At 55.6% G+C, this 26,513-nt stretch carries 23 protein-coding genes and 5 pseudogenes; 17 read left to right on the top strand and 11 right to left on the bottom strand.

Annotation, left to right across the window (positions count from 1 at the left end; all coding sequences use genetic code 11):
- Nucleotides 1-19: 19 nt before the first annotated feature.
- Both choV and choW read right to left on the bottom strand, forming a co-directional pair.
- Complete coding sequence (choV, locus tag N4Q37_RS05785; protein ID WP_260955943.1) at nucleotides 20-1,243, bottom strand: choline ABC transporter ATP-binding protein; 1,224 nt, start codon at nucleotides 1,241-1,243, stop codon at nucleotides 20-22.
- Nucleotides 1,240-2,088, bottom strand: a complete 849-nt coding sequence (choW, locus tag N4Q37_RS05780) for a choline ABC transporter permease subunit (protein WP_260955942.1) — start codon at nucleotides 2,086-2,088, stop codon at nucleotides 1,240-1,242. Before choW ends, choV begins: the two co-directional genes overlap by 4 nt.
- Before the next feature lie 593 nt (nucleotides 2,089-2,681).
- On the opposite strand from choW, the gene N4Q37_RS05775 reads away from it, so the two are divergent.
- On the top strand, nucleotides 2,682-3,389 hold the full coding sequence (locus tag N4Q37_RS05775) for a TetR/AcrR family transcriptional regulator (protein WP_260956381.1): 708 nt from the start codon (nucleotides 2,682-2,684) through the stop codon (nucleotides 3,387-3,389).
- Entirely contained in the window at nucleotides 3,379-4,167 is a 789-nt protein-coding gene (locus N4Q37_RS05770) for a pyrroline-5-carboxylate reductase family protein (RefSeq protein ID WP_260955941.1), read from the top strand. Before N4Q37_RS05775 ends, N4Q37_RS05770 begins: the two co-directional genes overlap by 11 nt.
- Nucleotides 4,168-4,206: 39 nt before the next feature.
- Here N4Q37_RS05770 and N4Q37_RS05765 read toward each other — a convergent pair whose 3' ends face one another.
- From N4Q37_RS05765 to N4Q37_RS05755, 3 genes are read right to left on the bottom strand one after another with little or no spacing between them, the layout of a single operon-like run.
- Nucleotides 4,207-4,590 (bottom strand): VOC family protein, encoded by a 384-nt coding sequence (locus tag N4Q37_RS05765; protein WP_260955940.1) that lies wholly within the window; start codon nucleotides 4,588-4,590, stop codon nucleotides 4,207-4,209.
- 60 nt (nucleotides 4,591-4,650) lie between these two features.
- Complete coding sequence (locus N4Q37_RS05760; protein WP_260955939.1) at nucleotides 4,651-5,775, bottom strand: S-(hydroxymethyl)glutathione dehydrogenase/class III alcohol dehydrogenase; 1,125 nt, start codon at nucleotides 5,773-5,775, stop codon at nucleotides 4,651-4,653.
- A gap of 60 nt (nucleotides 5,776-5,835) precedes the next feature.
- Complete coding sequence (locus N4Q37_RS05755; protein ID WP_260955938.1) at nucleotides 5,836-7,872, bottom strand: NADH:flavin oxidoreductase; 2,037 nt, start codon at nucleotides 7,870-7,872, stop codon at nucleotides 5,836-5,838.
- Between the two features lie 203 nt (nucleotides 7,873-8,075).
- On the opposite strand from N4Q37_RS05755, the gene N4Q37_RS05750 reads away from it, so the two are divergent.
- The 7 genes from N4Q37_RS05750 to N4Q37_RS05720 all read left to right on the top strand — a co-directional run bounded on the left by N4Q37_RS05750 (nucleotide 8,076) and on the right by N4Q37_RS05720 (nucleotide 13,169).
- Nucleotides 8,076-8,825 carry an electron transfer flavoprotein subunit beta/FixA family protein gene (locus tag N4Q37_RS05750; RefSeq protein ID WP_260955937.1) on the top strand — a complete coding sequence of 250 codons (750 nt, stop codon included), beginning with the start codon at nucleotides 8,076-8,078 and terminating at the stop codon, nucleotides 8,823-8,825.
- Nucleotides 8,825-9,760: an electron transfer flavoprotein subunit alpha/FixB family protein gene (locus N4Q37_RS05745; protein ID WP_260955936.1), complete on the top strand. Its 936-nt coding sequence runs from the start codon at nucleotides 8,825-8,827 to the stop codon at nucleotides 9,758-9,760. The genes N4Q37_RS05750 and N4Q37_RS05745 overlap by 1 nt, the downstream gene beginning before the upstream one ends.
- 246 nt (nucleotides 9,761-10,006) lie before the next feature.
- Nucleotides 10,007-10,909, top strand: a complete 903-nt coding sequence (locus tag N4Q37_RS05740) for a glycine betaine ABC transporter substrate-binding protein (RefSeq protein WP_260955935.1) — start codon at nucleotides 10,007-10,009, stop codon at nucleotides 10,907-10,909.
- Between the two features lie 92 nt (nucleotides 10,910-11,001).
- Nucleotides 11,002-12,000 carry an Ldh family oxidoreductase gene (locus N4Q37_RS05735; RefSeq protein WP_260955934.1) on the top strand — a complete coding sequence of 333 codons (999 nt, stop codon included), beginning with the start codon at nucleotides 11,002-11,004 and terminating at the stop codon, nucleotides 11,998-12,000.
- 163 nt (nucleotides 12,001-12,163) lie between these two features.
- The gene (locus tag N4Q37_RS05730; RefSeq protein ID WP_313958313.1) at nucleotides 12,164-12,580 is read left to right on the top strand and encodes a dimethylsulfonioproprionate lyase family protein; all 417 of its coding nucleotides are present in this window, start codon (nucleotides 12,164-12,166) and stop codon (nucleotides 12,578-12,580) included.
- A gap of 113 nt (nucleotides 12,581-12,693) precedes the next feature.
- Nucleotides 12,694-12,870 (top strand): hypothetical protein, encoded by a 177-nt coding sequence (locus N4Q37_RS05725; RefSeq protein WP_260955933.1) that lies wholly within the window; start codon nucleotides 12,694-12,696, stop codon nucleotides 12,868-12,870.
- A gap of 20 nt (nucleotides 12,871-12,890) precedes the next feature.
- Nucleotides 12,891-13,169 (top strand): hypothetical protein, encoded by a 279-nt coding sequence (locus N4Q37_RS05720; RefSeq protein ID WP_260955932.1) that lies wholly within the window; start codon nucleotides 12,891-12,893, stop codon nucleotides 13,167-13,169.
- A 445-nt stretch (nucleotides 13,170-13,614) separates the two neighbouring features.
- Here the strand turns inward: N4Q37_RS05720 and N4Q37_RS27760 are convergent.
- Together N4Q37_RS27760 and N4Q37_RS27755 are read right to left on the bottom strand one after the other, a co-directional pair.
- Nucleotides 13,615-14,151 (bottom strand): annotated as a pseudogene (locus N4Q37_RS27760) (methyl-accepting chemotaxis protein); the annotation flags it as partial.
- A gap of 324 nt (nucleotides 14,152-14,475) precedes the next feature.
- Nucleotides 14,476-15,558 (bottom strand): annotated as a pseudogene (locus N4Q37_RS27755) (HAMP domain-containing protein); the annotation flags it as partial.
- Between the two features lie 269 nt (nucleotides 15,559-15,827).
- On the opposite strand from N4Q37_RS27755, the gene tnpB reads away from it, so the two are divergent.
- The 3 genes and pseudogenes from tnpB to N4Q37_RS05700 all read left to right on the top strand — a co-directional run bounded on the left by tnpB (nucleotide 15,828) and on the right by N4Q37_RS05700 (nucleotide 17,698).
- On the top strand, nucleotides 15,828-16,193 hold the full coding sequence (tnpB, locus tag N4Q37_RS05710) for an IS66 family insertion sequence element accessory protein TnpB (protein WP_260955930.1): 366 nt from the start codon (nucleotides 15,828-15,830) through the stop codon (nucleotides 16,191-16,193).
- A gap of 529 nt (nucleotides 16,194-16,722) precedes the next feature.
- Nucleotides 16,723-16,928: pseudogene (locus N4Q37_RS05705) on the top strand (hypothetical protein).
- Between the two features lie 299 nt (nucleotides 16,929-17,227).
- Nucleotides 17,228-17,698 carry an HIT family protein gene (locus N4Q37_RS05700; protein ID WP_260955929.1) on the top strand — a complete coding sequence of 157 codons (471 nt, stop codon included), beginning with the start codon at nucleotides 17,228-17,230 and terminating at the stop codon, nucleotides 17,696-17,698.
- Nucleotides 17,699-17,725: 27 nt separating this feature from the next.
- Here N4Q37_RS05700 and N4Q37_RS28050 read toward each other — a convergent pair.
- A pseudogene (locus tag N4Q37_RS28050) lies at nucleotides 17,726-18,116 on the bottom strand (transposase); the annotation flags it as partial.
- A 301-nt stretch (nucleotides 18,117-18,417) separates the two neighbouring features.
- On the opposite strand from N4Q37_RS28050, the gene N4Q37_RS05695 reads away from it, so the two are divergent.
- The 4 genes from N4Q37_RS05695 to N4Q37_RS05680 all read left to right on the top strand — a co-directional run bounded on the left by N4Q37_RS05695 (nucleotide 18,418) and on the right by N4Q37_RS05680 (nucleotide 23,602).
- Nucleotides 18,418-19,794 carry an MFS transporter gene (locus tag N4Q37_RS05695; RefSeq protein ID WP_260955928.1) on the top strand — a complete coding sequence of 459 codons (1,377 nt, stop codon included), beginning with the start codon at nucleotides 18,418-18,420 and terminating at the stop codon, nucleotides 19,792-19,794.
- Nucleotides 19,795-19,841: 47 nt separating this feature from the next.
- The gene (locus tag N4Q37_RS05690) at nucleotides 19,842-20,831 is read left to right on the top strand and encodes a LysR family transcriptional regulator (protein WP_260955927.1); all 990 of its coding nucleotides are present in this window, start codon (nucleotides 19,842-19,844) and stop codon (nucleotides 20,829-20,831) included.
- Nucleotides 20,818-22,230 (top strand): aspartate ammonia-lyase, encoded by a 1,413-nt coding sequence (locus N4Q37_RS05685; RefSeq protein ID WP_260955926.1) that lies wholly within the window; start codon nucleotides 20,818-20,820, stop codon nucleotides 22,228-22,230. Before N4Q37_RS05690 ends, N4Q37_RS05685 begins: the two co-directional genes overlap by 14 nt.
- 307 nt (nucleotides 22,231-22,537) lie before the next feature.
- On the top strand, nucleotides 22,538-23,602 hold the full coding sequence (locus tag N4Q37_RS05680) for a type II asparaginase (RefSeq protein WP_260955925.1): 1,065 nt from the start codon (nucleotides 22,538-22,540) through the stop codon (nucleotides 23,600-23,602).
- Nucleotides 23,603-24,003: 401 nt separating this feature from the next.
- On the opposite strand, the gene N4Q37_RS05675 is transcribed toward N4Q37_RS05680, so the two are convergent.
- From N4Q37_RS05675 to N4Q37_RS05665, 3 genes and pseudogenes are all read right to left on the bottom strand, one after another.
- Entirely contained in the window at nucleotides 24,004-24,198 is a 195-nt protein-coding gene (locus tag N4Q37_RS05675) for a hypothetical protein (RefSeq protein ID WP_260955924.1), read from the bottom strand.
- A 226-nt stretch (nucleotides 24,199-24,424) separates the two neighbouring features.
- On the bottom strand, nucleotides 24,425-24,691 hold the full coding sequence (locus tag N4Q37_RS05670; protein WP_260955923.1) for a hypothetical protein: 267 nt from the start codon (nucleotides 24,689-24,691) through the stop codon (nucleotides 24,425-24,427).
- A 351-nt stretch (nucleotides 24,692-25,042) separates the two neighbouring features.
- A pseudogene (locus tag N4Q37_RS05665) lies at nucleotides 25,043-25,440 on the bottom strand (VOC family protein).
- A 225-nt stretch (nucleotides 25,441-25,665) separates the two neighbouring features.
- Between N4Q37_RS05665 and N4Q37_RS05660 the strand changes: the two are divergent.
- Entirely contained in the window at nucleotides 25,666-26,475 is an 810-nt protein-coding gene (locus N4Q37_RS05660; RefSeq protein ID WP_260955922.1) for a CHAD domain-containing protein, read from the top strand.
- Nucleotides 26,476-26,513 lie beyond the last annotated feature (38 nt).

Genomic DNA, 26,513 nt, shown 5'->3' with positions numbered 1-26,513 from the left:
AAAGCTGATGTCTGATGAATCAAGCCACCGATGACTCTTTGGCCGATTCAGAGGGAGCAGGATGCGACAGGTTATGCCCGAGAAGTGCCCGATACAGTTCACCATCACCCAATACACCTGAAACGGCATTAGCCTCATCCTGCACGATCAGTGGATGGCCGGTTTCATAGCGAATCTGAAGCGCGTCTCGCATGCTGGTGTCCGGCGGCACCAAAGTGACCTGTCGGCGCAAGGTCTCGATTCCCTTGGCGGGATTCCATGACTGGGCTTGCACGGCCGTGGCTCCCTGTCGAATGTTGGTCAAATAACGGGATGGATTCACGACCATCCAAAGGTTTTGAACCGTATCCAGGCAATATTCTTCGCGGGCGAAAACGCATTGATCCAATGGGGTCATCAAGCTTTTCGCACACAGCACATTCAATGGGTTGGTGTGGGCGACGAAGTTGCGAACGTAATCATCGGCCGGATTCAGTACGATCTCTTCGGGCTTGCTGTACTGAATGATCTTGCCGTCTTTCATGATGGCTATGCGCGTACCCAGCTTCAGTGCTTCGTCCAGGTCATGACTGACGAACACGATGGTCTTGTGCAGCTTGCGCTGCAAATCGAGCAACTCGTCCTGCAAGCCCTGGCGAATCAGCGGATCGAGGGCAGAGAAGGGCTCGTCCATCAGCAGAATATCGGCATCCATTGCCAATGCGCGAGCCAGCCCTACGCGCTGTTGCATGCCCCCTGACAGTTCATCCGGCTTCTTGTTGCGCCATTGGGTCAGGCCCACCAGCTCGAGTTTCTCATCGACCAGCTTGCGTCGTTCACTCTCCGCAAGGCCCTGCATTTCCAGGCCGAAGCTGATGTTCTCGCGCACCGTCAGCCAGGGCATCAGGGCGAACTTCTGGAACACCATCGCGATGCGCTTGGTGCGCATCATCTTCAGTTCGGCGGGGGTGCAGGAGGCAATATCGATCTGCCGGCCTTCGTGCTCGATGAACAACTTGCCACGGCTAACGGTGTTGAGGCCGTTGATGCAGCGCAACAGGCTGGATTTACCAGAGCCTGACAGACCCATGAGCACGCAGATCTCACCTTTGTTGATTTCCAGGTTTGCCTTCTCCACGCCGACGATCAAGCCGGTTTTCTGAAGAATCTCTGGACGTGAAAAGCCTTGGTCGAGCAAATCCAGGGCGGGCTTCGGACGGGTGGAGAAGATAACGTCGACATCTTCAAAACGGATGATGCTCATACGTCACCTCCTTTCATGGTTTCACGTTGCTTGCAGATACGGTCGAGGGTGATAGCCAGCAGCACAATCGCCAGGCCCGCTTCAAAACCCATGGCAATGTCAGCCGTGTTCAATGCGTTGATCACCGGTTTGCCCAGACCGTCTGCGCCCACCAACGCCGCGATGACCACCATGGACAGCGACAACATGATGCATTGAGTGATGCCGGCGGCGATGCTGGGCATGGCATGAGGGAGCTCGATGCGCGCCAACAGCTGGCGGCGAGAGCAGCCGAAGGCTTTGCCGGCGTCCATCAACTCCTCAGGAACATCACAGATGCCCAGATAGGTGAGGCGGATGGGGGCGGCAATGGCGAAGACCACCGTGGAGATCAACCCTGGAACGACGCCCAGGCCGAACAGCGTCAAGGTCGGGATCAGATAAACGAAGGTGGGCACGGTTTGCATCAGGTCGAGTACAGGCCGTAGCGCGGCGTAAAACCAGGGGCGATGTGCCGCGAGGATGCCCAGCGGTACGCCGACGATCACGCACACGAGCGTGGCGAATGTCACCTGGGCAAGAGTCTCCATGGTCTCCTGCCAGTAGCCGAGATTGAATATCAGCAGGAATGAGAGGGCGACAAAGAGCGTCAGGCTCACCTTGCGCTGGATGTAATAAGCAAGAAGGGCGAATAACGCTATCAAAGCCAGGGGATTGAACCAAAGGAGGACGCTGGTAAAAACAGTGATGACTCCAGACAGCGACAGCGATATGGAGTCGAATACGCCTGCACCATGCTGAGTTAACCAGTCGACGTACCGGGCGATATGTTCGCCCAGTGGAAGCTTTTCTTGTGTAATCCACATATCACTCATCCGGCTGATGGAAGACATAACTCGCGAACACAACCCCCCGGGTACGGCTCAGCACAGCCGATCCAGACGCACGGTGTGCTTGAACGCTTTGTTGTCGCTGGGCGGCGGCAAACTACCTGACGGGGTTTCGGTTTTTTTCTGGCTGGAGCATCTATTACCTCGCTTCAAACGGTTGATATATGTGCGCCATGGGTCAGACGGCACACAGCATTGAGCGATAAATTCGCGTCAGCAGTTATCGAAGTTTGGGCAGTGAATGAGTAACAGATGTGAGGTGAGACAAAGTCGGTCGCTCCGGCATTCTTTGGCCGGATGTCGAACTTCTTTCAGAGGCGTGCACTGCAAGATTCATAAGGGCGGCTCGTTGTTGTTTTGGTTTGGGAGTCCTTGCCTGTAGGAGATATTTGTCCAGCAGCGCGTTGCTGACAAACCATTTTATGTCAACGCTTCATGAATTTTTCTCATTAATGAGGTTTGACTTTAAGGTGCTGCAACGTTGGAAAGTCAATCAAATGTACTCAGGTGTACATTTGGCGGTCATCCGAGTACATTCGCGTTACGCATTGTTGAAGAAGGTAAGTGAGATGCCCCAGGTAGGGAAGGCGCGTGGTAAGGCCCAGGACGCAGGCTGGCGGGGTTCGCCGGAGGGTTGGCTGGAAGCTGCCTATGATGCCCTAAAGGAGTCCGGTATCGATGCCGTTCGGGTCATGCCGCTGGCCAAGCGCCTTGGCTTGTCACGAACCAGCTTCTACTGGTTTTTCGAGGATCGCGAACAATTGCTGGCCGCCTTGCTTTCACGCTGGCGGGAAACCAATACGGGAGGCCTGATCCGGCAAAGTGAAAGCTATGCGGAAAGCATCTCCGAGGCGATCCTGAATGTGTTCGAGTGCTGGCTCAACCCGCAACTGTTCGATTCGCAATTCGAGTTTGCCGTGCGCAGTTGGGCACTTCAGTCACATGAAGTCGCTCAAGAAGTCGCTGTCGTCGACGAGCAGCGAATGAACGCTCTGGCAAGCATGTTCAAGCGCTTCGGCTATGACAGCCAGGCTGCTGATGCGCGGGCCCGAACGATCTATCTGACCCAGATCGGCTACATCACCATGAACACGACTGAGTTGATCACCGTGCGCTTCCAACGCATTCCTCATTACGTGAGTATTTTCACCGGGAAAGTCCCCAAGCAGCGCGAGCTGGATCGTTTCTACGGGAAGTTCGGTTACGCCGAAAAAGAGCCCGGGGTTTTCGTCCCCTTGACAGAGACCTTCGAGGGGGCGGCTGCAGATGATCAATGAAACGCTGGGCATCATTGGCGGAACGGGGTGGTTGGGCGGAGCAATCGCCAAGGCAGTGCTGGCGAAAGTGCTGTTACCGGCAGGCAACCTGGTCATTTCCAACCGCTCGGGCAGCCACCCCTTGGCACAACGAGGTGTTTGCCTGGTGACTGATAACCAGGACCTGGTGAATCGCAGTGACATAGTGATCATCGCGGTTCGACCTGAGCATTTCGCCAGCCTGAACATCAACGCGACTGGCAAAACAATCATATCCCTGATGGCCGGGATTACAGCGCAGGCGATTGCCGGACAGACCTCGGCTTCGGCGGTCGTGCGGGCGATGCCCAACGCGGCAGTAGAAATCGAGCAGTCTTTTACGCCTTGGTATTGTTTCGGCGAGATAGGGGCAACGACGAGGAGCCTCGTGCAGCGTCTGTTCGAATGTGTTGGCACTGCAGCTGAGGTTCAGCAAGAGGATTTCATTGATTACCTCTCGGCCCTTTCGGGCACCGGCCCGGCATTTCCTGCCTTGCTGATGACGGCGCTGGCCAATCAGGCGATTGTTGCCGGCATACCTGCTGAAATTGCACACCTTGCCGCGAAAAATGTCGTTGTAAACAGCAGCCAGTTGCTGGTCAGCCGCGATGCTCGGCAGATAATCGACAACCTGGTTGCCTACCGTGGTGTGACGGCCGCCGCCTTGCAAGCGATGACTCAGGGGCACTTCGAGGAGCAAATCGGCAGGGCGTTGCAAGAAGGCGCTGCCGTTGCCCGCAAAGGGCTTCAAGCCCGATAAACCGAAGCCCCTTGAAAGGGGCTTCGGCAAGCGTCGTATTTACTCTGCTTTGAAGCAGTAAACGGCCAGCTTGTTTCCATCCAGATCACGAGCGTAAGCAGCATAGGCATTTTCAGCCCAGCTACGAGGACCTGGCAGGCCTTCGCAAACGCCACCGTTTGCCAATGCGGCAGTATGGAAAGCCTGGACTGCAGAGCGGTTCGGTGCTTCGAAACTTACGGTGACACCGTTGCCGATAGAAGCAGGATTTCCGTTTGCCGGGTTGAGTACAAAGAACGAAGGTTTATCGATGCCCCAAATGGAGCCGGCCTGGTCGAGATCGGCCACGCGCTTGAGGCCAATTTCTTTCAGGGTGGCGTCATAAAACGCACGTGCTTTTGCCAGATTGTTGGTGCCGACGGTTACGTGGGTAAAAACGGACATCTTGGTTTCCTTTCTGTGGGTGGTAATTGGACCGCCAAGCGGATCGGAGACCCGCCGATTTCAGTAATGAATGACGGTGCGAATGCTTTGTCCGGTGTGCATCAATTCGAATGCCTCGTTGATCTCTTCCAGGGGCATGTTGTGGGTGATGAAAGTTTCCAGCGGAATCTCGCCGCGGCTGGCTTTCTCCACATAACTGGGAAGCTCCGTGCGGCCCTTGACGCCGCCGAAGGCGCTACCGCGCCATACGCGACCGGTGACCAGCTGGAAGGGACGGGTGCTGATTTCCTGGCCTGCGCCGGCAACGCCGATGATGATCGACTCGCCCCAACCCTTGTGGCAGCACTCCAGTGCCGCTCGCATCAGTTGCACATTGCCGACGCACTCGAACGAGTAATCCACGCCACCCTCGGTGAGTTCGACGATGACGTCCTGGATAGGCTTGTCATGTTCCTTGGGATTGACGAAGTCCGTCGCGCCCAATGACAGGGCAACGTCTCGCTTGGCTGGGTTGATATCGATGGCAATGATGCGCCCGGCGTTGGCCATCTTCGCACCGATGATTGCGGCCAGGCCGATACCGCCTAACCCGAATACCGCGACACTGGCGCCGGCCTCCACCTTGGCGGTGTTGAGTACGGCGCCGATCCCGGTGGTCACCCCACAGCCGAGCAGGCAAACCTGATCCAGCGGGGCATCCTTTGGAATCTTCGCCAGGGAAATTTCAGGCAGCACGGTGTATTCGGAAAATGTCGAGCAGCCCATGTAGTGGAACAGCGGCTTGCCTTCGTAGGAAAAACGCGAGGTGCCGTCGGGCATCAGGCCTTTGCCCTGGGTCGCCCTGACGGCCTGGCAGAGGTTGGTCTTGCCGGAGAGACAGAATTTGCACTGACGGCACTCCGCGGTATAGAGCGGAATCACGTGGTCGCCGACTTGCAGCGAGGTCACACCTTCGCCGATGGCTTCGACGACACCACCGCCTTCGTGCCCCAGCACAGTGGGGAATATCCCTTCGGGATCACTGCCCGAAAGGGTGAAGGCATCGGTGTGACACACGCCAGTGGCGACGATGCGAACCCGTACTTCCCCAGCTTTGGGAGGCGCGACATCAATGGTGACCAACCGCAACGGTTCGTTGGGGGCGAATGCGACCGCAGCCCTGGATTTCAAGGTCTGTGCTGACATGGAAGAGCCTCGTGTCAGGTGTGGAAATGGCCCCTGATGTTTGACGTCAGAGGCATGATTTCAAATGTCTTTCAGCAGCCGCAGCGCGTCGTAGATGGCGGCATGGGTATTACGCGCCGACACCGCATCGCCGATCCGGAACAGCTGGAAACGGCCTTCAGGGTTGGTCACGATGTTCTGGGTTTTACCGGCGATCAGATTGTGCTGCTCGACCGCGCCGTCATTGCTCGAATGGGGGCGCAGATCGAAATACAAGTCGTCCAGGGGAAGGGTGCCGTGGTTGATCACGACCTGATCGACCAGTCGCTGCTTGTGAACCTGGCCATAATCGCTGCCGAAGTGGGCGACCAATTGACCGTCGCGCTTCTCTACGGAGTCGACCCGATAGGTAACCGTGAAGGTGACGTTCAGGTCTTGCAGGCTGCGCATGTAAGGCACCAGGTTCATCGCCATCACTTCCGGCGCAAACGACCGGTCCGGTGTGACGATCTCCAGTTTTGCACCGCTGTTGGCGATGACCTCCGCAGCTTGCAGCGCCGCGTGGTCACCCGCATCGTCGAAGATCAGCACGTTCTTGCCGGGCTTGACGTCGCCGGAAATGATGTCCCAGGTCGACACCACCAGTTCATTGCCTTGTTTGAGCACCTCGGTGTGCGGCAAGCCGCCCGTGGCGACGATCACCACATCCGGGTCTTCAGCCAGCACCGTCCCGGCCTCGGCCCAGGTGTTGAAGTGGAACCTCACACCCAGGCGTGCGCATTGCTCCATGCGCCAGTCGATGATGCTGATCATCTCGCGGCGACGCTCGCTCAGAGCGGTCAACCGAATCTGCCCGCCGGGCTGGTCAGCCGCTTCGAACACCGTGACGTCGTGGCCGCGTTCACCGGCGACCCGTGCCGCCTCCAGGCCCGCCGGACCGGTTCCGATCACCACCACTTTGCGCTTGGCCGACGCCTTGGGGATTTCGTGGGGCATGGTGGTTTCACGCCCGGTCGCGGCGTTGTGGATGCAATACGCGGCGCCGCCCTGATAGATGCGATCCAGGCAATAGTTGGCACCGACGCAGGGGCGGATTTCTTCTTCGCGCTTTTCGATGATCTTGCGCACGATGTGCGGATCGGTCATGTGCGCCCGGGTCATGCCGATCATGTCCACTTTGCCGGAGGCGATGGCGTGTCGCGCAGTGGCTACGTCCGGGATCTTGGCGGCATGGAAGGTGGGGAAACCGGTGGCAGAACGGATCTCGCCGGCAAAATCCAGGTGCGGAGCGTTACGCATGCCCTGAATCGGAATCACATCGGTGAGGCCGGCATCGGTATCAATGTGCCCGCGAACGACATTGAGGAAGTCTACCAGGCCACTGTCTTTAAGCATGTGGGAGATCTGGATGCCGTCTTTGGCGCCGAAGCCACCAGGCAGATCTTCATCGCCGGTGTAGCGAACCCCAAGCAGGAAATCTTCGCCGCAGCGCTGGCGGATACCGCGCAGGATGTCAAAGGTGAAGCGCAGTCTGTTTTCCAGCGAGCCACCGTAGGGGCCGTCGAGATCGTTGGTCAGTGGCGACCAGAACTGATCCATGAGGTGCCCGTAAGCCTGCAGTTCCAGACCGTCGAGACCCGCCGCCTTCATGCGTTCAGCGGCATCGACGTAATCCTTGATGATTCGATCGATGTCCCAGTCTTCCATTTTTTTCGGAAAGGCCCGGTGGGACGCTTCACGGCGATGAGAAGGCGATACGACCGGGAGCCAGTCGGCCTTGTCCCAGCGCGTGCGCCGTCCCAGGTGGGTCAACTGAATCATTACCGCCGCGCCGTGTTCATGGCATTCGTCGGTCAGGTCTTTCATCCATCTGACCACTTCGTCCTTGTACGCCAGCACGTTGTTGAACACTGGCGGGCTGTCGCGGGAAACGGCGGCGGAGCCTGCGGTCATGGTCAGCGCCACGCCAGCTTTTGCGCGCTCAACGTGATAGGCCCGGTACAGATCCTTCGGCATGCCGTCGACAGGATAAGCAGGCTCATGGGAGGTGGTCATGATCCGGTTTCTGAGGGTCAGGTGTTTGATCTTATAGGGCTGCAGCAAGGGATCAGTGGACATGGTGTTGCGCTCCGGGAACAGAACATCGGGCTTGGGTTTGACACAACGGTATGTTGAATGTTCATTCGTGTCAACTATTGAGACACATGTGTACATTTTTCTTGCGTGGCGGAAAAACCAGGATTAACATCCATTCGAAACAGGGTGATCGGGCTCGTTCGGGCCGGTCATTCCATACATCGATCCAGCAGTGCGAGGGGACTATGAAAGTGCTCGTTGCGGTAAAGCGCGCCATAGACCCGAACGTGAAAGTTCGGGTGAAAGCTGACGGTTCGGACGTCGAGCTCAATGGCATAAAGATGGCCTTGAACCCTTTCTGCGAGATCGCAGTGGAGGAGGCGATTCGCCTCAAGGAAAAAGGACTGGCATCCGAGGTGGTGGTGGTCTCCGTGGGCACTTCTGCTGCGCAGGAACAACTGCGCACGGCTCTGGCGCTCGGAGCGGATCGGGCACTGCTGGTCGAAACGAGCGCGGTACTCGAGCCGCTCAACGTGGCCAAATACCTGAACAAAGTCATCGATAACGAAAAGCCGCAACTGATCCTTTTCGGTAAACAGGCTATCGACCAAGAGAACAACCAGATCGGGCAAATGGTGGCGCAGCTGATCGGAAGTGCTCAGGCCACCTTCGCGTCGGCCATTAGCTATGCCGATGATCAATGGGTCGTCGAACGCGAGGTCGATGGTGGCAGTCAGGTTCTCGCCCTCTGCTTACCCGCCGTGGTCACCTGCGATCTGCGCTTGAATGAACCGCGTTATGCCTCGTTGCCAAACATCATGAAAGCCAAGAAAAAACCGCTCGAAGTGATCGCCGCTGACAGCCTGGGCGTGACCGTGAAGACGCACGCCAGGTTGCTGGGAGTTGCGCCTCCTGCGGTGCGTAATGTCGGTATCAAAGTCGGTTCAGTATCCGAACTGGTGGAAAAACTGAAAAACGTTTCGGGGGTGATTTGATGCGTACATTGGTTATCGCCGAGCACTCGGCAGGGCAGCTTACGGCAGGTACGTTGAGTGCCATTACCGCCGCTGTAGAGCTTGGCGCCGAAACGGATCTGCTGGTGATCGGTGGGCAAGACGCGTCAGCCGTTGCGGAACAAGCCGCGCTGACCAAGGGGCTTCATCGTGTGCTGCTCGCGCAGGGTGCGATGTTCGAGAAGACGCTGGCTGAAAACGTCCAACCGCTGGTCACGTCGCTGGTGGGCGACAGTTATACGCATGTACTCACCGATGCAAGCAGCATGGGCCGCAATGTGTTGCCACGGATAGCGGCCAGCCTGGATGTCGGCATGCTTTCGGACGTCACCAAAGTTGTGTCGATGGACACCTTCCTGCGGCCCATTTATGCAGGTAATGCGATCGCCACCGTTCAATCGCTTGATCCGGTCAAATTGCTCACCACCCGCGCTTCGGCTTTTGCTCAGGCTTCGTCGCATCAGGATCGCTGTGAGGTTGTGGCTGTTGATGGGGGACAAAGCGCAAGCAATGTCCGCTTTGTCAGCGACCAGTTGACGGTTAGCGAAAGACCCGACCTGTCGAGCGCTCGAGTCGTTGTTTCCGGCGGTCGCGGGATGCAGAACAAAGAGAATTTCGCATTGATCGAGCGTGTGGCAGACAAGCTCGGTGGCGCCGTAGGTGCATCGCGCGCAGCGGTGGATTCCGGTTTTGCCCCTAACGATTTGCAGGTCGGGCAGACGGGGAAAATTGTGGCGCCAGAGCTTTACATCGCCGTTGGTATCAGTGGGGCCATCCAACACTTGGCGGGCATGAGTGGTTCTAAAGTGATCGTCGCGATCAACCAGGACGCTGAGGCTCCAATCGCTCAGGTTGCGGATTACATGCTGGTTGCGGATCTTTTTGACGCATTGCCCGCGCTTGAGAAGGCGTTGTGATGTCGATAGCCAAATGACAGATCAATGCACAAAGTTTCATACGTTTTAAACTCGCGACATCAAGCGCCACCAAAGGGTGGAGGAGGGCCGAATTACCTGAGTATCTTCAATAGTTTCGCATAACTAAAACTTATCCAGCTATAACCTAAATTCCCTTGTGGTTGCGATGTTATCTTGCTTTCATGGGGAAGTTAATTCTTCTGCTGCCCTGCCAATAACTATTAATACAGTACGCGGAGATGCACCATGATTACGCTATCCAGTAAAACTTTTATCGGCTGGCTTGCAGGCTTGGCGATGGCCTCCAGTAGTCTGATTGCTCAAGCCGAGGAACCCGCACCTATCCGTATCGGGTGGGTGAACTGGTCGGATACGGAAATCGCTGTAAAACTGGCAGACACGGCACTGCGAGACCACCTGAAGCAACCGGTCAAATTGGTATTGGCCGATATTGGTATTCAGTTCCAAGCGCTGGCTAACGGCAATATCGACCTGATCCCGATGGTTTGGCTACCGAGCACCCACAAGTCATTTTATGACAAATACAAAGACAAGCTCGAAGACCTTGGTGTGTTGTATGAAGGTCGGATTGGCATGGCGGTGCCTACTTCCGTTCCCGTCAGTGAGATCGCCAGTGTCGAAGATCTTAACAAGCCAGATGTGAAGGAAAAACTCGGCGGCAAGATCCTGACTTCTGAAGTGGGTAACGGTCAATACAAGCTTACGGAAAAGGCCATTAAAGAATACAAACTCGATGGCTACAAGATGGTCGCCTCTTCAGAATCTGGAATGTTGAGCGAGCTGGATCGTAACCTGAAGCGTGACAAATGGTCTTTGATCAACGCATGGAGCCCCCACTGGATGTTCTCCAAGTGGTCGCTGCGTTATCTGGATGATCCGAAGCAGATTTTTGGTGGTGCTGAGCAAATCCACGCAGTTGCTCGCAAGGGTTTTAGCGCGGAGCATCCTGACGTGGCCCGATTCTTCGCCAACTTCAAAATTCCTCAAACTGACCTTGAGAAATTGATGGCTACTGCGCGTGATAGCTCGGCTGACAAGGTAGTTGCAGAATATTACGCAGCCAACAAACCACGCTTTGAGGCGATGTTTGGCAGTCAAACAGCATCCGCGACAACAGGTCAGCAATGACCGCCGCTTTCCCCTATAGTTATTTGCAGTTTGGTGCCCTTGACGGAGAGTGAAGGGTGCCAGCTGCATCGAATAACGTTCAGGCGATAACCTTGAAAACTACAGCCTATCGTAGCTTTACAATCGATGAAGCTGTCAGCTGGGTGAAGCGACTCTGTGAATCAAAGGGTTGTTCGCCGGCGGTTGCCGACTCATTAGCCCACGCCACAGTGGCTGCGCAAGCCCGCGATAACGAAGCAGTGGGTTTTCGTCATCTTGCTGATTACTTGTCCGGATTTTCATCCGGGCGAATAGATCAGCGTGCCGAGCCACGAATCTCATCCTCTGGTGCGATTGTCTTCAAATCTGATGCGAGAGGCGGAATAGCGCAGCTTGGCGTAGATCGGTGTTTCGACTCGTTATGCCATGCCGCCTATGAAAATGGTATGGCCACGTTCAGCCAGTGCAATAGCTTTACAAGCGGTGAACTCGGTGATTACACACTCCGCTTTGCCAAGGCCGGGTTGATTGTGTTGGCGGTCGCAAATGGCCCCGCGCTCGTTGTCGTTCCAGGAGCCAAGGGCAAGACCTATTCCACTAACCCGCTCTCGTTTGCAGCGCCTTCAGCGGATGGCATACCTCTCATGTTTGACCAGGCGTGCAGCGCCGCGGCATTCGTAAACATCGCCCGCGCCGCGTCGACGGGGAGCGAACTACCGGATGGGTGGGCGGTGGATCAGCATGGGAACGGAACACGTAACGCTTTGGAAGCGTTAGGCGGTGCGCTGCTTCCTTTTGGTGGTCACCGGGGGGCTAATCTGATGCTCATGGTTGAGGTTCTGGCCGCAGGCCTCACGGGTGCTAACTGGTCGCTGGATTCGCCGGCGTTTCATCAAGGAGCTCAGACACCTGGGTGTGGCCTGCTGATTCTGGCCCTTGCTCCGGATTTTTTTTCATCAGGATTTGAGCGCCGACTTGCGAGTCAGTTGGCCCGATTGACACAAGTGGGCGTCCATCGGCCAGGGTGGGCGCGTCAACACGCAATGGCGGATTCGGAAAAGGATGGGATCAGTATCTCCGTGGAGCTGCTGGATGCATTGAGCAGTATGTAATCTGCTTCGGAGCCTGGCTCAGAAATGGTTCGAAAGCGATGATAAACAGCGCTGAAAATTTATCGTTGGATCAGGTTTTTATTAGAGGCGGGCGGCTGCCCAATGGAGCATTAAAAATCCGTCTGAAACTCCACTGACGCTACCAGAATCCCTAGAGCCCTATTTGTCACAGGCATTTAACGTCGCGCCAAGAACCAACGAACACTTGGGAGCGGTACTGGATGCGTTAAGTACTCTTTTGCCTCATGTCGCCTGGGTAAATCGTCCGGCCCAGTCTGGCCAGAACGATTCGTTCGTGAAGAGGCATCGCCATGGGCTTATCACAGGCCGGGGAGGGGTATTTGAATGTTCCAGCTTGACGTTAGAATTAACACTCATGTCGCCTGATGCCTGCTATCCCTTTCGCCATCATTCTCCGGCTGAGTTCCATCTCGTCCTTTCTCCAGGCCAATGGTATGGAGAAGGTGTGGGGTGGTGGAGTCCCGGAGCAGAGGGCGTTGCATTCAACCCTCCATCACGTATCCATGCAATGAAATCGATGGATGCTCCACTTCTCGCGCTGTGGGGATTGATGTATTAGTGCCTCGTTATAAGAGCGGCAAACGAAATCGGGCGTCATTTAGAGGGCGAGATATGTCGGTTACAACGCTGGGTATCAAGTTGGATTGGTAAACGCGCGGCAGGCTGAAGTCAGTGTCGGCGAAGTTGGATCGCACATCCCACTGGTTCATGAAAAAAGTGATTTTACAGCTTATTGAGAAGGTTAAGGCTGGGGCGCGAATTGAAGATGTTGTAGGTATAGAGTTTTTGGAAAAAGATTCATTGCGCCACAGCATTGCCTTGCGGCGTCATATGAAAATTGGTTCTTAAGCTTTTGCCGGAGAGATAAAATGAACAATAACATCCGTTTTAAAGAAGGCCGATCACGGAGAGTAGAAGGTCGAGTGTTGGTGGGTGGCATTGCCCAAGCAGACATCTCTGCCGGAACATATCCAGTTTTTACAGGTCCTACACCGCTGGCTTTCGCGGAGTCGGACCGGCTGGGCCTGGAGCCGCCTCATCTGCCCACCATGCGAAAACGCGATTTGGAAGTCCATCTCGGGACAGATCTCTTCGATCGGGCAGGACGTGCGGTCAAGCATGACCAATGCAGGCTCCAACTTCTATGATGTGGTGCAGTTGTCATTCAATAGCATCGCCTAAGCCGCTGGGCGAATGCGCAGTAACTCTGTCTCCAAGCATGTGGTCATCAGCCGGCTGATAGCCGCCTACGTCACGCAGAGCGCTTCAGCGGCTGGTGTCAAATTCTGGTACTTAAAACTCACGACGGCTTTCATAGCCAGCCTTTGGTGTGTGACGTCACCTATCCGGGTGCAGGCCCCTTTATTTGGAGCAGCATCCAGAACCGCAATCCATCCATGGCACTCGCGAAAGCGCTATTGAACCTCAGCCCCTTCGGTCGATCGCAGGTCGCCGAGCATTTGGACTGGTACGGCTGGTTTGCTCATCATGACATCTTCAACTTGGACAGCAGTGGGGGGCGTGCATGGTGATTGCCGGTGGCATGTATGCGATTAGGGCGAAAGGATCATCCCTGGCTCGCCCCAATACAAACTAGAACTTGAAGCGTCCAACCAAGCCCTTGAGCTGTCCGGAAATATCCGTCAAACGCCCCGAACCGGTCTGTGCCGAGTGAGCAAATTCCTCGACCAGCTGCGCATCGGCATGGATCTGCGCGATGTGCCGGTTGATGTCTTCGGCCACCTGATGCTGTTCCTCTGCGGCCTTGGCGATCTGAGTGTTCTGGTCGCGAATCGAGTCCACCGAGGTGCGGATTTTGTCGAAGCTGTCACGAGCCCGCTGGATGCGCTCAACGCTGGTCTGCGACACCTGCAGGCTGCTTTGCATCTGTTGGGTCACTTCCTGGGTGCGCCGCGCGAGGTTGCCGAGCAGGCTGTCGATTTCGCCGGTGGAGTCGGCCGTACGCCGTGCCAGGGCTCGTACCTCATCGGCAACCACTGCAAACCCGCGACCCTGATCTCCGGCGCGCGCAGCTTCGATTGCGGCGTTGAGGGCCAACAGGTTGGTCTGTTCGGCAATCGAACGAATGGTGTCCAGGATAGTGTTGATGTTCTTGCTATCCTGTTCCAGCGTTTGCATGGTCTGGGTCGACTGTTGCAGGTCTTCGCTCAGTTTCAGCACGCTGCCCGTAGCTTCGCCGATGTGATGCTGCCCGTCGTGCACATCGCGATAGCCCGCGTCCGCGCTGGAGACGGCCTGACTGCAAGAGCGGACCACTTCGTTGGCGGTAGCGACCATTTCGTTGAACGCGGTGCTCACCAACTCCACCGCCTGACGCTGCCGCCCCGCAGCTTCGTTCATGTTCTGGGCGACTTCGCTGGTGTCGGCTGCCGAATTTTGAAGGTCGGAAGACGCGTTGCCGATGCGTTGCACAAGTTGAGCGATCATGTCCAGGAACTGGTTGAACCAGCTTGCCAGGATGGCCGTTTCGTCTTTGCCCTGCACAGTGAGTTGACGGGTGAGGTCGCCTTCACCTTCGGCGATTTCCTGCAGGCCATTTGCAACGCCACGAATCGGCCGCACAATCATGCTGGCGAAACTGGCGCCCACGATGGCGAAGACCACAGCCAGCGCGGCAGCAATAGCGGCGATCAACCAGGTCAAACTTGTGGCCTCGGCCATCACTTCGTCGCGTTTGATCAGGCCGATGAAGCGCCAGCCGAGCCCCTTGGAAGTGACCACGTTGGCCATGTAGGGCACACCGTCGATCTCGATCTGGGTCACGCCATCGCTGCTTTTGGCCAATTCGGCATAGTTGGGGCCAAGGTCGGCCAGGGGCTTGAAGTTGTGCTTGGCATCGGCGGGATCAACCAGGACATTGCCGTTGGCTTCGACCAGCATCAGGTAGCCGCTATCGCCCAGCTTGATATTTTTGAGAAGTTCGGTCATTTGCTTGAGCGACACGTCCAGTCCAACGACGCCTACCAGTTTCCCACTGGTGTCGGTGACGGTGTGTACGGTGCCGATCAGGGATACATCGTCCGGCGCCCAGTAGTAGGCATCTGTGCGGACGGTGGTGCCCGGTGCGGCCATGGCGGCCTTGTACCATGGACGCACACGCGGATCATAGTTGGCCATTTTCGGATCGTCAGGCCAACTGGCGTAGCCGCCGTCATTCATTCCCACGGAAATATAGGCGGTGGTCGGATGGCTCTTGGCGAATCTGTCGAAGATCTCCAGAAGCTGTTGATTGATCTCAGGGAACGGCGTTTGTGCGGCGTTAGCGCTGGCGTAACTTTTCAAACCTTTCGCCGTGATGACTCGCGGGTCCTTGGCGAAGAATTCGACGTTCTGACTGATGCCGTCGAAGAATTGCTTCGTGCCATTGTCGATCTGGCGAATTTCACGGCCGCTGCTATCCAAGAAGTTGGCTTGTGCAGCATCTCGCAGGTTCAACACGACGAGCACCGCCACTAGGATGACCGGGAGGCAGGCGATGGCCGCGAACGCCCATATCAGTTTCTGTTTGATATTCATGACTTCTCCCGCAGGTATTCATAAGTGTTGGAACGGCGGAAATACTGGTGGTGAGCGTTGCGTGTTTTGGAAGGGGAAAGCGCCCATGCCTACCTACAGCATATCGACCAAAGTGGTATGTACTTTAGGTCGGTCGTCTATCAACGGAGGTCGATCAGGTTGCGGCGGGGCGATTGCGTACAACGTAGCTAATCTGGAAGATAGTGCCGAGAAATGCTCGTTGGCGAATGATCAATCACGGTGAAATAACTAACGTCCGATCCTGAAGGATGCGCACGCTTTGTCCTTCAGCTTGCCTGGCCGTCCGCATTGACGCCATCGGGCTCGCCACCGAGCCTGTGGACATGCACGCAGGTACCGAGACGGCGTTGGGCAGAGTAATTGAGATGTTCGGTGCGGCGAAGCCGAGCGGTGCTTATCTCTTCGCAAATCGCCGTGCCAACCGGATGAAGATTCTTGTGCACGACGGTGTAGGTATCTGGCTTGCAGCGCGACGACTGAATCAAGGCAAATTCCACTGGCCCGGCATCCATCGCCGATCGGAAGTCGTATTCGATAACGAGCAACTTCAGGCCTTGGTACTGGGGCTGCCTTGGCAGCGGGTCGGCGCGAGCGGCTCGATCTCGGTGCTGTAGCACTTGCCATTAGCCCATCGGTTTATCGCCGCTGATTGCCTGCTCTGGCACAATCAGCGGCATGACTTCCGTGCCCAACCTCGACCAGATGACACCGTAACAACTGCATGCTCCTGCCGAACAGGCCATGTATCTGCTATCCCAGGTCTACTCGATGGGCCAGAAGATCCACCGCCTCGAAGCGGTCAACGAACACCGATCACTCATGCAATGAGATCAACGGATGCTCCACTTCTGGCGCTGTGGGGTTTGATTTATTAGTGCCTATTATAAAGAGGCTGGGGCAAACGAGACCGGATAGTGGCCCAAATCGGTCTGGGTGGAATGCACGAATCGCGCAGTGGGTCGACTCGCGTTCCATCTTCACTCGAACCTGTTATTCGAGCGACTAGACTGAAGCTTTCGCCAATAACCAGTCTTGAAGCGCCTGTACTTTAGCCTGCCCATCACATTCCGGCCGGTACACGGCGAAATAGGCCAACGCCAGCGAACCACTGGCCTCACCGAAAGACGACGGAACTAGTTCGATATCCATATTGCGGGTCAGGGCATACTTTCGCCTGACACTATCCGCGGTCTGCAGACGTTGGACGGAGCGAGTGCCAAAAGCGGCTGCCTCGAACCGTGCAGTCACGCACTCGTTGCGATGGTTGTATTGCAGTTGCGATCGCGCCCAATGCGGGTGCGGCTGTGACCTATTCGGCACGCGTCCTCGATGCCCATGCGGCGCCTTAATCCCAATACACACATCCTTACTCCAACGATCGCTTTGGGTCATATGCCCGAGCAGGAGCGGTATGCGGTAGTTTCGCACGTACGGATCTGTGGGGGATGAGGGCCTATAGCTGATGAAACGACAGAAGAGGGACGATCTGTGTCCAGACGCGGCTACTTCCGTGAGCGCGAATAATCCTCTCGAAGCGACGCCAGTTACTTGCCCAGATTTGCATGACTCTGCGTCTTTGCTGTGCTAAACCTGCTTACCGGTCGAAGTCGCGTTGCTGTATCTCTAAAGCCACTTACAAGGAATGATCATGAGCCTCTACGGCCACTACGATTCGCAGAACATCTTTGCGCTTATCCTTCGCGGCGAAGCGCCTTCCTACAAGGTTTACGAAGATGCCGATGTGTTGGCCTTTCTGGATGTTTTTCCTCAATCTCTTGGTCACATCCTTGTTATTCCAAAAGAGTGCCAGGCTCGAAATATTCTTGATGTCGAGCCTGCAGTCCTTGGAACGATGATGTCTGCTGTGCAGCAACTTACGCGCGTCGTCCTGGACGAGCTCAAGCCGGACGGCGTGCAGATTGTGCAGTTCAATGGTGCTGCGGCTGGGCAAACGGTCTACCACATACACATACACATCATTCCTCGCTGGGATGGCGAGGGGCTTGGTGTGCATGCGAAGGATAGGGCCGATCCTGCTGAACTCGAAACGTTGCAAGCGCGTTTGGTCGAGCGCATCCATTCAAACCGGCTTGCTTCGCCGATGCTTGAGCGATGCTGATTGCTTGATTCGAACGGTTAATTGCGAGCGCGCCACACCGGGACATTCACTGACCAGCTTTCTCTGGTCGCCCCATCGCAACAAGGATGAGTGCGCAATCCATTTTCGCGACCGGGCGATCTACATGGCCTCCTTGAGGATTTCTGCCATCGTTTTTTGCCCAGCATCCGTTGCAGTTCATGGCTCTGCTTTAGTGCAACGCTCAGTTCAGACGCAGGCATCTCCGCTTCACCGGCATTGACCGCCGACACGCCGCCGTCCTGATACAGCTTGCGCTACAGGAACAGCTGGTTGGCATTGATGCCGTTACGCTACGCCGAGCCGCCATCCAAACGCTTTGCCCTGGCTCAAGACTCTCGCCAACCATGGCCAGCTTTTGCTCTGGGCTCCAGCGGCGTGGCTGCTTCTGGTCACCCATTGAGCTTGGCCGAATCCACCAGGCTGTAAATTGCAGTCGCCCGTTCTCCGCCGACATCAGAACCGGCAAACAGGTAATTTTCCATCACACTAATCTATGGATAGCCAGTAGACCTACAAGAGAGAGGGCTTCCGAGCGATGAAGGTAATAGGCTGGAGAATAAGAAAAAATGCACGTTAGTATTAATTGTTATGATACTGCGATTGCGAATGCTGAAATACTAATGATGAAGCAATAGACTCATTTCGTGCCCGGCGCCCGCGCCGGATCCAACAATTATAAAAAGTAAGCGGAGACACGAATGAGCAAGCAAGTATCGTTCGAAGACCTACCGCTGACCCGCTTCCATATCAGGACGGTGTTCAGTGGTACTGGTGGCCAATTCAGTGATGGCTTCGTACTTGGAATTATTGGCATCGCTGTCAGCATGGCGGTAGGCCCACTGCAACTCACTGCATTGTGGATGGGACTGCTGGGCGCTGCGTCGCTCGCCGGTCTTTTCCTGGGTAGCCTGATAGCAGGCCCCCTGGCGGACAAGTATGGGCGTAGGACAATCTTCGCCTGGGACATGCTTTTGTTCGCCATCATTTCCGCCTCCCAGTTTTTCGTCACCTCACCAGAGCAATTGCTGGTGCTGCGCTTGCTACTGGGCCTTGTGCTGGGTTTCGATTATGTCGTTAGCAAGTCGCTGGTCACGGAGTTCGCCCCGCGTCGCTATCGTGGGCGGTTGCTGAGCATACTCGCGGTGGCTTGGGCAGGCGGCTATGTCGCCGCCTATCTGGTTGGCTTCGCTGTTCGCGATATAGGCCCGGATGCCTGGCGCATCATGCTGGCTTTGAGCGGTATTCCCGCACTACTTATCCTGCCATTGCGCATGGGCGTGCCTGAGTCGCCGATCTGGTTGATGGCTCGTGGACGTACCCAGGAAGCCATGGACATCGTGCGCAGTAAGTTTGGGCCAAATGTCAGCCTCCCGGAGCCTGTGAGTTCGCCGAAGAGAAAAGGCGGTAATTGGGCGGAGCTGTTCAGCAAGCGCTGGCGTAAGAACACCTTGGTTGGGTGTGTCTTCTACACGTGTCAGGTCATTCCCTTCTTCGCCTTGGGAACCTTTTCTCCAAGAGTCTTGGAAGCACTGAACGTCGGAGACAAATTCGTAGGGGGGTTGGTCTACAACGTGCTTCTCATGCTAGGCGCAGTCCTCGGGTTGTTGTGTATTGATCGGATCTCGCGTCGCGCATTTCTCGTCGGCACCTTCTTCCTGAGTGCTTTGAGTCTTGGTGTGCTCGCCTATGCCGGTTTCGGCCCCTTGGGAACCATTTTGGCGTTTGGCCTCTTTGCCTGCGTGCTCGCTGCCGCGGTGAACCTGGAGTTCGTATATCCCCCTGAACTGTTCCCAACCCATCTGCGTGCCTCCGGTATCGGTCTTGCGGTCGCTTCCAGCCGTTTCGGCTCTGCGTTTGCAACTTTTATGCTGCCTATTGCAGTACAAAACCTCGGCATCCAAACGGCCTTGGGTATCTGCGTCGGCGTGTTGATATTCGGCGGCGTGTTCTGCCACCTGTTTGCGCCGGAAACCAGTAAGGAAGATCTCTCCGGCGTAACGCCTGACGGGCACGGCTTCGACGCAGGTCTAGCTGCAGACTTCGCTACGCCGGCCGCGGTCCGCGAGGGGAAGTGACGGTCGCAATAAAGTTTTTCCGACCTGATAGAGCGAGTACAGACCCAATGACAGCGAACAAACTCATCGACATGTATGCGGTTCAGGTATTCATCGCAGTTGCCGAAGAAGGCAGCATGTCTGGAGCGGCTGCGCGCATGGGGATCTCCCAGTCTGGTGTTTCGCAGATGATCCGGCAGCTAGAGGAAGAGCTTGGAGTGATCCTCGTGGATCGATCAACTCGCCCTTTGGCCTTGACCACCTACGGGATTGCGCTGCGCAATCGCGGCTCGGTCTTGAGTGAGGAAATTTCCCATCTCAAGGCTCAAGTGGTGGATGCCGGGGGGGGAGTGAAGCCCGACCTGCGAATCGGCCTTGTCGATTCGTTTGCCGCGACCTGCGGCTCGGTCTTCACCAAGCGACTTTTGGGGAAAGTCTCTCAGTTATCGATTCGTACAGGCTTGAGCCCACAGCAAGGGGAGGCTCTGTTGCGCCGTGACCTGGATCTGATCGTGACCAGCGATCCACTCATGGATACCAATGACGTGATTCGCTATCGACTGTTCTCGGAAAAATACTTTGTCATTACCCCAAAGGATTTGCACAAGAACATAACGAGCATTGAAGACATCCGGGCGATGGCCAATGTCCTGCCCGTGGTTCGCTTCAATCGTGGTTCCCAGGTGGGATTGCAGATCGAGCGCCATCTTCGTAGCTTGGGTGTACGAGTACCCAATCGGCTGGAGTTGGACAACGCCGACGCCTTGACCTCAATGGTTGCGGAAGGTATCGGCTGGGCCGTTACGAGCCCGATGTGCTTTCTCCAGGCGTCGGCCTGGGTAGACAAGGTGAACGTACACCTGACCCCTGAGCTCGGGCTCGAAAGGTCACTCTATCTGGTGGCCCGAAGAGATGAATACAGCACTTTTTTCGCGGATGCCTGCGAAACAGCGCGTGAGGTGGTTCTCAACTCATTTTTGCCACGCATGCAGTCCATGGGCAGCGGGGTTGAGACGTTAATAAATTCTGATGAGGGCAGTACTCTTGAATACTTTTGAGCGCAAGGAATACAGACTCGAACGTGACTATGTTGGTGACGTTCAGATCGCTGCTGACAAACTCTACGGCGTGAATTCGGTGCGTGGTTTTGATAACCTTACCGTTTCACCGCTGACTGTCGCTCACTACGCCGAGTTTCGTAACGCGTTCGCCCAGTGTAAGTGGGCAGCAGCACTTGCGAACCTGGATAGCGGTGTACTGGTTAGTGAGCAATGCAATGCCATCGTGCAGGCATGCAAGGATGTCATCGACGGCCAATGCGATGACTCCCTGATTGTCGATCTGATGGAAGGTTCGGGTGGTACGTCCACCAACATGAATTTCAATGAAGTCATTGCCAATCGTGCCCAGCAGATCATGGGACATGCGGCTGGCTCCTACGAAATCATCCATCCGAACGACCACGTCAATATCTCTCAGTCGACTAATGATGTTTATCCCGCGGCGATGAAGATTGCTACCTACGCAATGTTCGGGCCTCTTATCAGCGAGGTCGAGAGGCTCGCCAAACAGTTCGACCAGAAGGCTGAGCAGTTTATGGATGTACTGCACCTGGGCCGCACCTGCTTGCAAGATGCCCAGCCTATGCGACTGGGGCAGTTGTTCTCCGGGTACGCTTCACTCACCCATCGCCTAGCGGCTGAGCTGTCCAACGTACGTGACAAGCTGCGCACGCTCCCGCTCGGTGGCACGGCCATCGGCACCGGCTTTGGTGCGCCGCCGGCCTACAGGGCGTTTGCTTTCACACACTTGGAGGCTATCACCGGGGTCGCGTACCAGGCGCCGTCAAACCCCTTTGATGCGATGCAAAATATGGACGTCTTTTCCCGGATTTCCGCAGAACTGCGCACATGCTCCGCTTCCTTGGGGAAAGTCGCCTCCGATCTGACGGTATTGTCCTCAGGCCCAGTGGGCGGTATTGGCGAACTGAAGCTGCCAGAAGCCCAGGCCGGCTCGTCGATCATGCCGGGTAAAGTCAACCCGGTGTTGCCGATGTCGATGATTCAGGTGAGTTTCGCTGTGATCGGAAACGATGTTGCCGTAGCCCAAGCCGTGCAGTACGGCGAACTGGAAATCAACCATTTCGAGCCAGTGGTTGCCTCCCGGGTATTTGACAGCATCACGTTGCTGACCAACGGCATTCGGCGCTTCCGTGAGAAGTGCGTGGCCGGGATCACTGCCGACGTAGCGCGCAACGAGCAGCACCTGACTGAGTCGATGGCTGTTGCCACTGCCTTGGTGCCGACGCTCGGCTATGCGCAAGTTAGTAAGCTCGCTCGTCAGTCGGTGGCGGAAGGCCGTTCACTGCTGACGATTCTGGAAGAGTCCAAGATCCTGTCTCGGGCGGAGGCAATGGCGGCTATTGATAAGGCGTCATACCCGGTCTTCGTAAACTGACTCAATAAATCAGGCGGCCGGATTAACATGGCCGCTTGAGCTTTCTACCGCAATTTCTTGATGCACTCAAGTCGATGAAACCGTCGCAAGTTTTCGCATTACGTATAGCATCCGTTGGATAACGGGAAGTCTGTTCGCCCCTCCAAAGCGTTATTGGAAAAACGCCTATTGATAATTAAGCATCCGATCAACTGGCGCATGATTGGTGCGCGGATACAGAAATTTCGCTTAACCAAAACATGCATTGCCCCTTAACGGGTTTCTCTAATTAATGAGTGTGTGTCATCAATTTTTTCGAGGGTGAAAAATGAAAATTTTGAAAGTAAACTTGTTCGCAGGAATCTTAACCTTTTTGTCGATTTCGAGTGTTAATGCTCAGCCTCAAACACCAAAAGTTCTTCCCCATGTCGCGGTACTGGCCACTGGCGGCACCATCGCTGGTACGGCGGATCAGGAGACCCAGACTACGGGCTACAAGCCTGGCGTGCTGACTGCCGGAGCGCTGCTCAAATCCGTCCCGTCGTTGGACAAAGTTGCTACGGTCACGGGTGAGCAGGTCGTTAATATTGGTAGCGACAATGTCGACAACGAAGTCTTGCTGACGCTCGCCAAACGGGTGAACGAGGTACTTGAGAGTAAGGATGTGTCTGGTGTGGTGGTTACCCATGGTACCGACACGCTTGAGGAGACCGCTTACTTCCTGAACCTGGTCGTCAAAAGCGATAAGCCAGTCGTAGTAACCGGCTCGATGCGCCCGGCTACTGCCATTGGTGCCGACGGCCCTAGCAACATTCTTCAAGCGGTCGCTGTTGCAGCTGCGCCAGAGGCGCGCGGGCGGGGCGTGATGATCGTGATGAATGATCGGATCGGCTCTGCCCGTTATACGACCAAGAGTGATGCCAACTCCGTCGATACCTTCAAACCAGTGGGTGGCGGTTATCTCGGAACCCTCGTCAACCAACAACCCATTTTTGAAACGCGCGTAGTCAAAAAGCATACTGTCGAGACACCATTCGATGTCTCGAAGCTGACCACGTTACCGAAAGTCGACATCATTTACGGTTACCAGAACGATAACGGCTACATGTTCGACGCTGCCGTGGCGAACCACGCGAAGGGTATTATCATCGCCGGCGTAGGGGCGGGAAGCGAATCGCGCTTCATCTTGCCAGCTATCAAGACGGCAATCGAACAAGGTGTCGTGGTTGTTCGCTCCACGCGCACTGGCGCAGGCTTCATTCCGAAAGATGCAGCCTATCCGGGCTTGCTCGGCGACAGCTTGAATCCTCAAAAAGCCAGAATCCTCCTGATGCTCGCTCTGGCCGTAAGCAGCGACCAGGAGAAGATTCAGGAGATGTTCCACATATACTGAACCCAAGCTCATTCATGACTCAATCGCGTAGGCCATTTGGCTTAAGGCATGTTGTGCAGGTTGGTCGCCTGGTGTAGTCAGGGCATGTCTTGTTGGTTGGCTGTCACTCCTCGGAGTGTTTGGCATGACCCAGCGGGTAGTGCCTTTTTTTATTTCGATTGCAATCCTGGCTTTCATCTTACGCCTCTTAGGGGGCACTGCCGATCAGGGGGCAGCCTAAGACAGTGGCGTTCTCAAAGTAAGTCGGATGCAGCAGTAGGACAATGAGCTGGTGTAGGTCGTTGAGCGCTTGCTGGGGGGGTAGGGGGGCGAGTCTTCGAACTACTCCTATCCGACCATATGATTCAATGGGTTACGAGATTTTATCTCGCAACCCCTTTTATTTTTGGGCGTTCTTACCCCTACAAAAACAACTGGCTCTGGGTGGGGTTTTTACCGGTTTCGTTTGGATGATAGGTCGAGGCAGGCTTTCGATGGAGGTTGGCAAGAAGGGGCCAGCTTTTTAGTAATGCTTCGAGTTCAGCATCATTTATCAGCCCTGCAGGATATCGTTGCAAAAGCGCGATTTTGTACTCCACGGTTTGCACCTCTTGCATTTGGCTTCTCCAGAGCGCGCCGATCATTCTCTTTCGTGAGCCTGTGTTCGCAGTTAAACGTCGAATTTTCTTCCGGCACTCTGCGTTCATAACATCACCCTCTAGCATGTTGGCGAGGGAAAGCTACGGGGGGTGTGTGACAGAAATAAGGCAGGCGGGCAATATCAGATTAATGGCAATTTTCTAACGCCAAGCTGGCCTTTCAATAACGCTGCGGTCCTGCCATTTACCCTCCTTGAGCTGAAGCGACCTGGTGTTGAATCGCGTCGAGGTATTGAGATTTCAGTTGGTCGGCCAATGGGCCGAGTATCGGATTGGCTTTAAAACCCACCAGAAGCGTATCTATGACTGCAGCGACCCGCTTGGTAGCTGCGTCAACGCTTGAAGGGATAGATGGATCAAAGCTGATCGCCTCCAGCTCCACGTCGAGCCGCTTCAACACCGGCTCCGCCTCTCGCATTTGCGCGCGAACTACGTCTTGCGTTGAATGCATGTCTACCATCCTTGAGTGAGGTAACGCCAAAAATCCACTTGATTCAGCAGATCGTGAAATTGATCAGGGGGCGGAGCGAACGCCCGCCGACTTAAAACTTAAACCAAATTGTAGTCTGCAGTGAGCACACATTGTAGTGGACGAGCGTTCTTGTTGGCATCGCAGGGAGTAATGCGCAGTTATTTGAAGGGTTTCCTGGCCTCAGCCATCCCAGCAGGGCGGATCTGGATAAGCTTGGAGCTGAGATCGTCGCGGCTTACATCCTCTATCTGTCTCGCACATTGGTCGCGTGCTGACACTCCAGCATTTTTATAGCGACGATATCGAGTCACCGATTCCTAGCATGGCGGATTACAGCTGTAGCGGTATGCAGAGTTCTACCAGCTTCCCGTAGGGCATCGAATGCAGGATACGGTTTGCCCCCAGGGTTTGGTGCTTGGGGTGGAGATTTCGGTGGTGCCCACTTTCAAGGCTCTGGCATGAGCCGCCGGAACGTCCGAGGTCACAAGGCCGACTTCGATGCCAGGCGGTTTAGGGGAAGAATGCGCTGGGATATGGCCGGTGTTGAAGTTCGCCGCCGCCAGTTCATTGGCGGCGAAGGCCAGTGCTATTTCTCCTGTCTCGAGCTCGCCGTAGGTTGCGGATTCATGGAGGAACCGAACGCTGAATCCGAACGCTGATGAAAAAAGCTGGAGTGAGGCTACAACGTCCGGGATGTAGATGATCATGTAGCCAAAATGAGCGAACATTCCTTGTCATGCCATTTGAGCGGTGAATCCAGCACATCTAATCCGGGAGTTTCATCATCATGGCGTGAAGCAGCAAGTCGCATGAGCGTCCTTCGTCAGTGCTCTTGCAGGTACTATCTTCCGAGCGGTCGCCGATGGTGTGTAGTAATTCTTAAGCGGAGTCAATATTTGGTGATCCACGCTTCTGCTAATCTCGTGTTTACCCTGCTTCAATGAGATGACCGCATGTCATTCGTCGACAAGTTCGTTGCTCAGATATTGGCGCTTGAGGTTGCCCTGTATCACTCCCGTGCTCGCTTGCAGGCACGGACTGATAGCGAAGCGTTGCACGACCTCAGGATTGCCGTGAGGCGTATCAGGAGTTTGCTCCGACCGATGCGCGCCATGCGCGAGGTGGCTGCGCTGAACAATGCGGCGGCTGAAGTGGGAAGGCTGACCACGCCAGCTCGCGATCTGGAGGTGATGATTCAGGAGCTGGAGGACAAAGGCTTTCCTGTCCAGGCGCAGCACAGAAAAGCGCACTTGGAGTCGAGCTACTCCAAGATTCTAAAAAGTCCGATTCTCAAGAACCTGTTCATCCAATTGGATGAATGGCCTTCCATCTTTCGCTCAGTGGAAGTCAAAGGCGGTTTAAAGCACGTCCAGCTTCAAATCGAGCAAGCACTGAACAAGCAGATTGACCGGCTGCATGCTGCCGTGGATGACGCTGGCTTTGATCGGCACGCGTTGAGAATCCTGGTCAAGCGGACGCGCTACCTCACGGAAACTTTTCCAGAGCTTTCGCCTCTCTCGCGCAAGGCTGCGAGTTCTGTAAAAGCACTGCAATCGGCGCTGGGCTCCTGGCATGACCATTATCAATGGTGCCAGAAGGCGCTGATCGAATCCGACCTGCGTCCGCTGGAAAAGGTCTGGCAAAGCTGCGCAGCCACCGCGCTCGAAAAGGCCGAGACCCAATTGGTTGACCTGGCAAAGCTTCTGCCCAAATCGTCAGGCAAAAAAATCTATGGTCACCCCCATTTTTGCAATACTGATTAACGGGTGGTGTGGTTGGCTTGCTTAAATCTATCCGGCGT

It is taken from the genome of Pseudomonas citri (assembly GCF_025336485.1).
In the GTDB taxonomy this organism is placed as follows: Bacteria; Pseudomonadota; Gammaproteobacteria; order Pseudomonadales; family Pseudomonadaceae; genus Aquipseudomonas; species Aquipseudomonas citri.
Note: the sequence above shows the minus strand (reverse complement) of the source record. Positions and strands in the feature narration are given on the sequence as shown.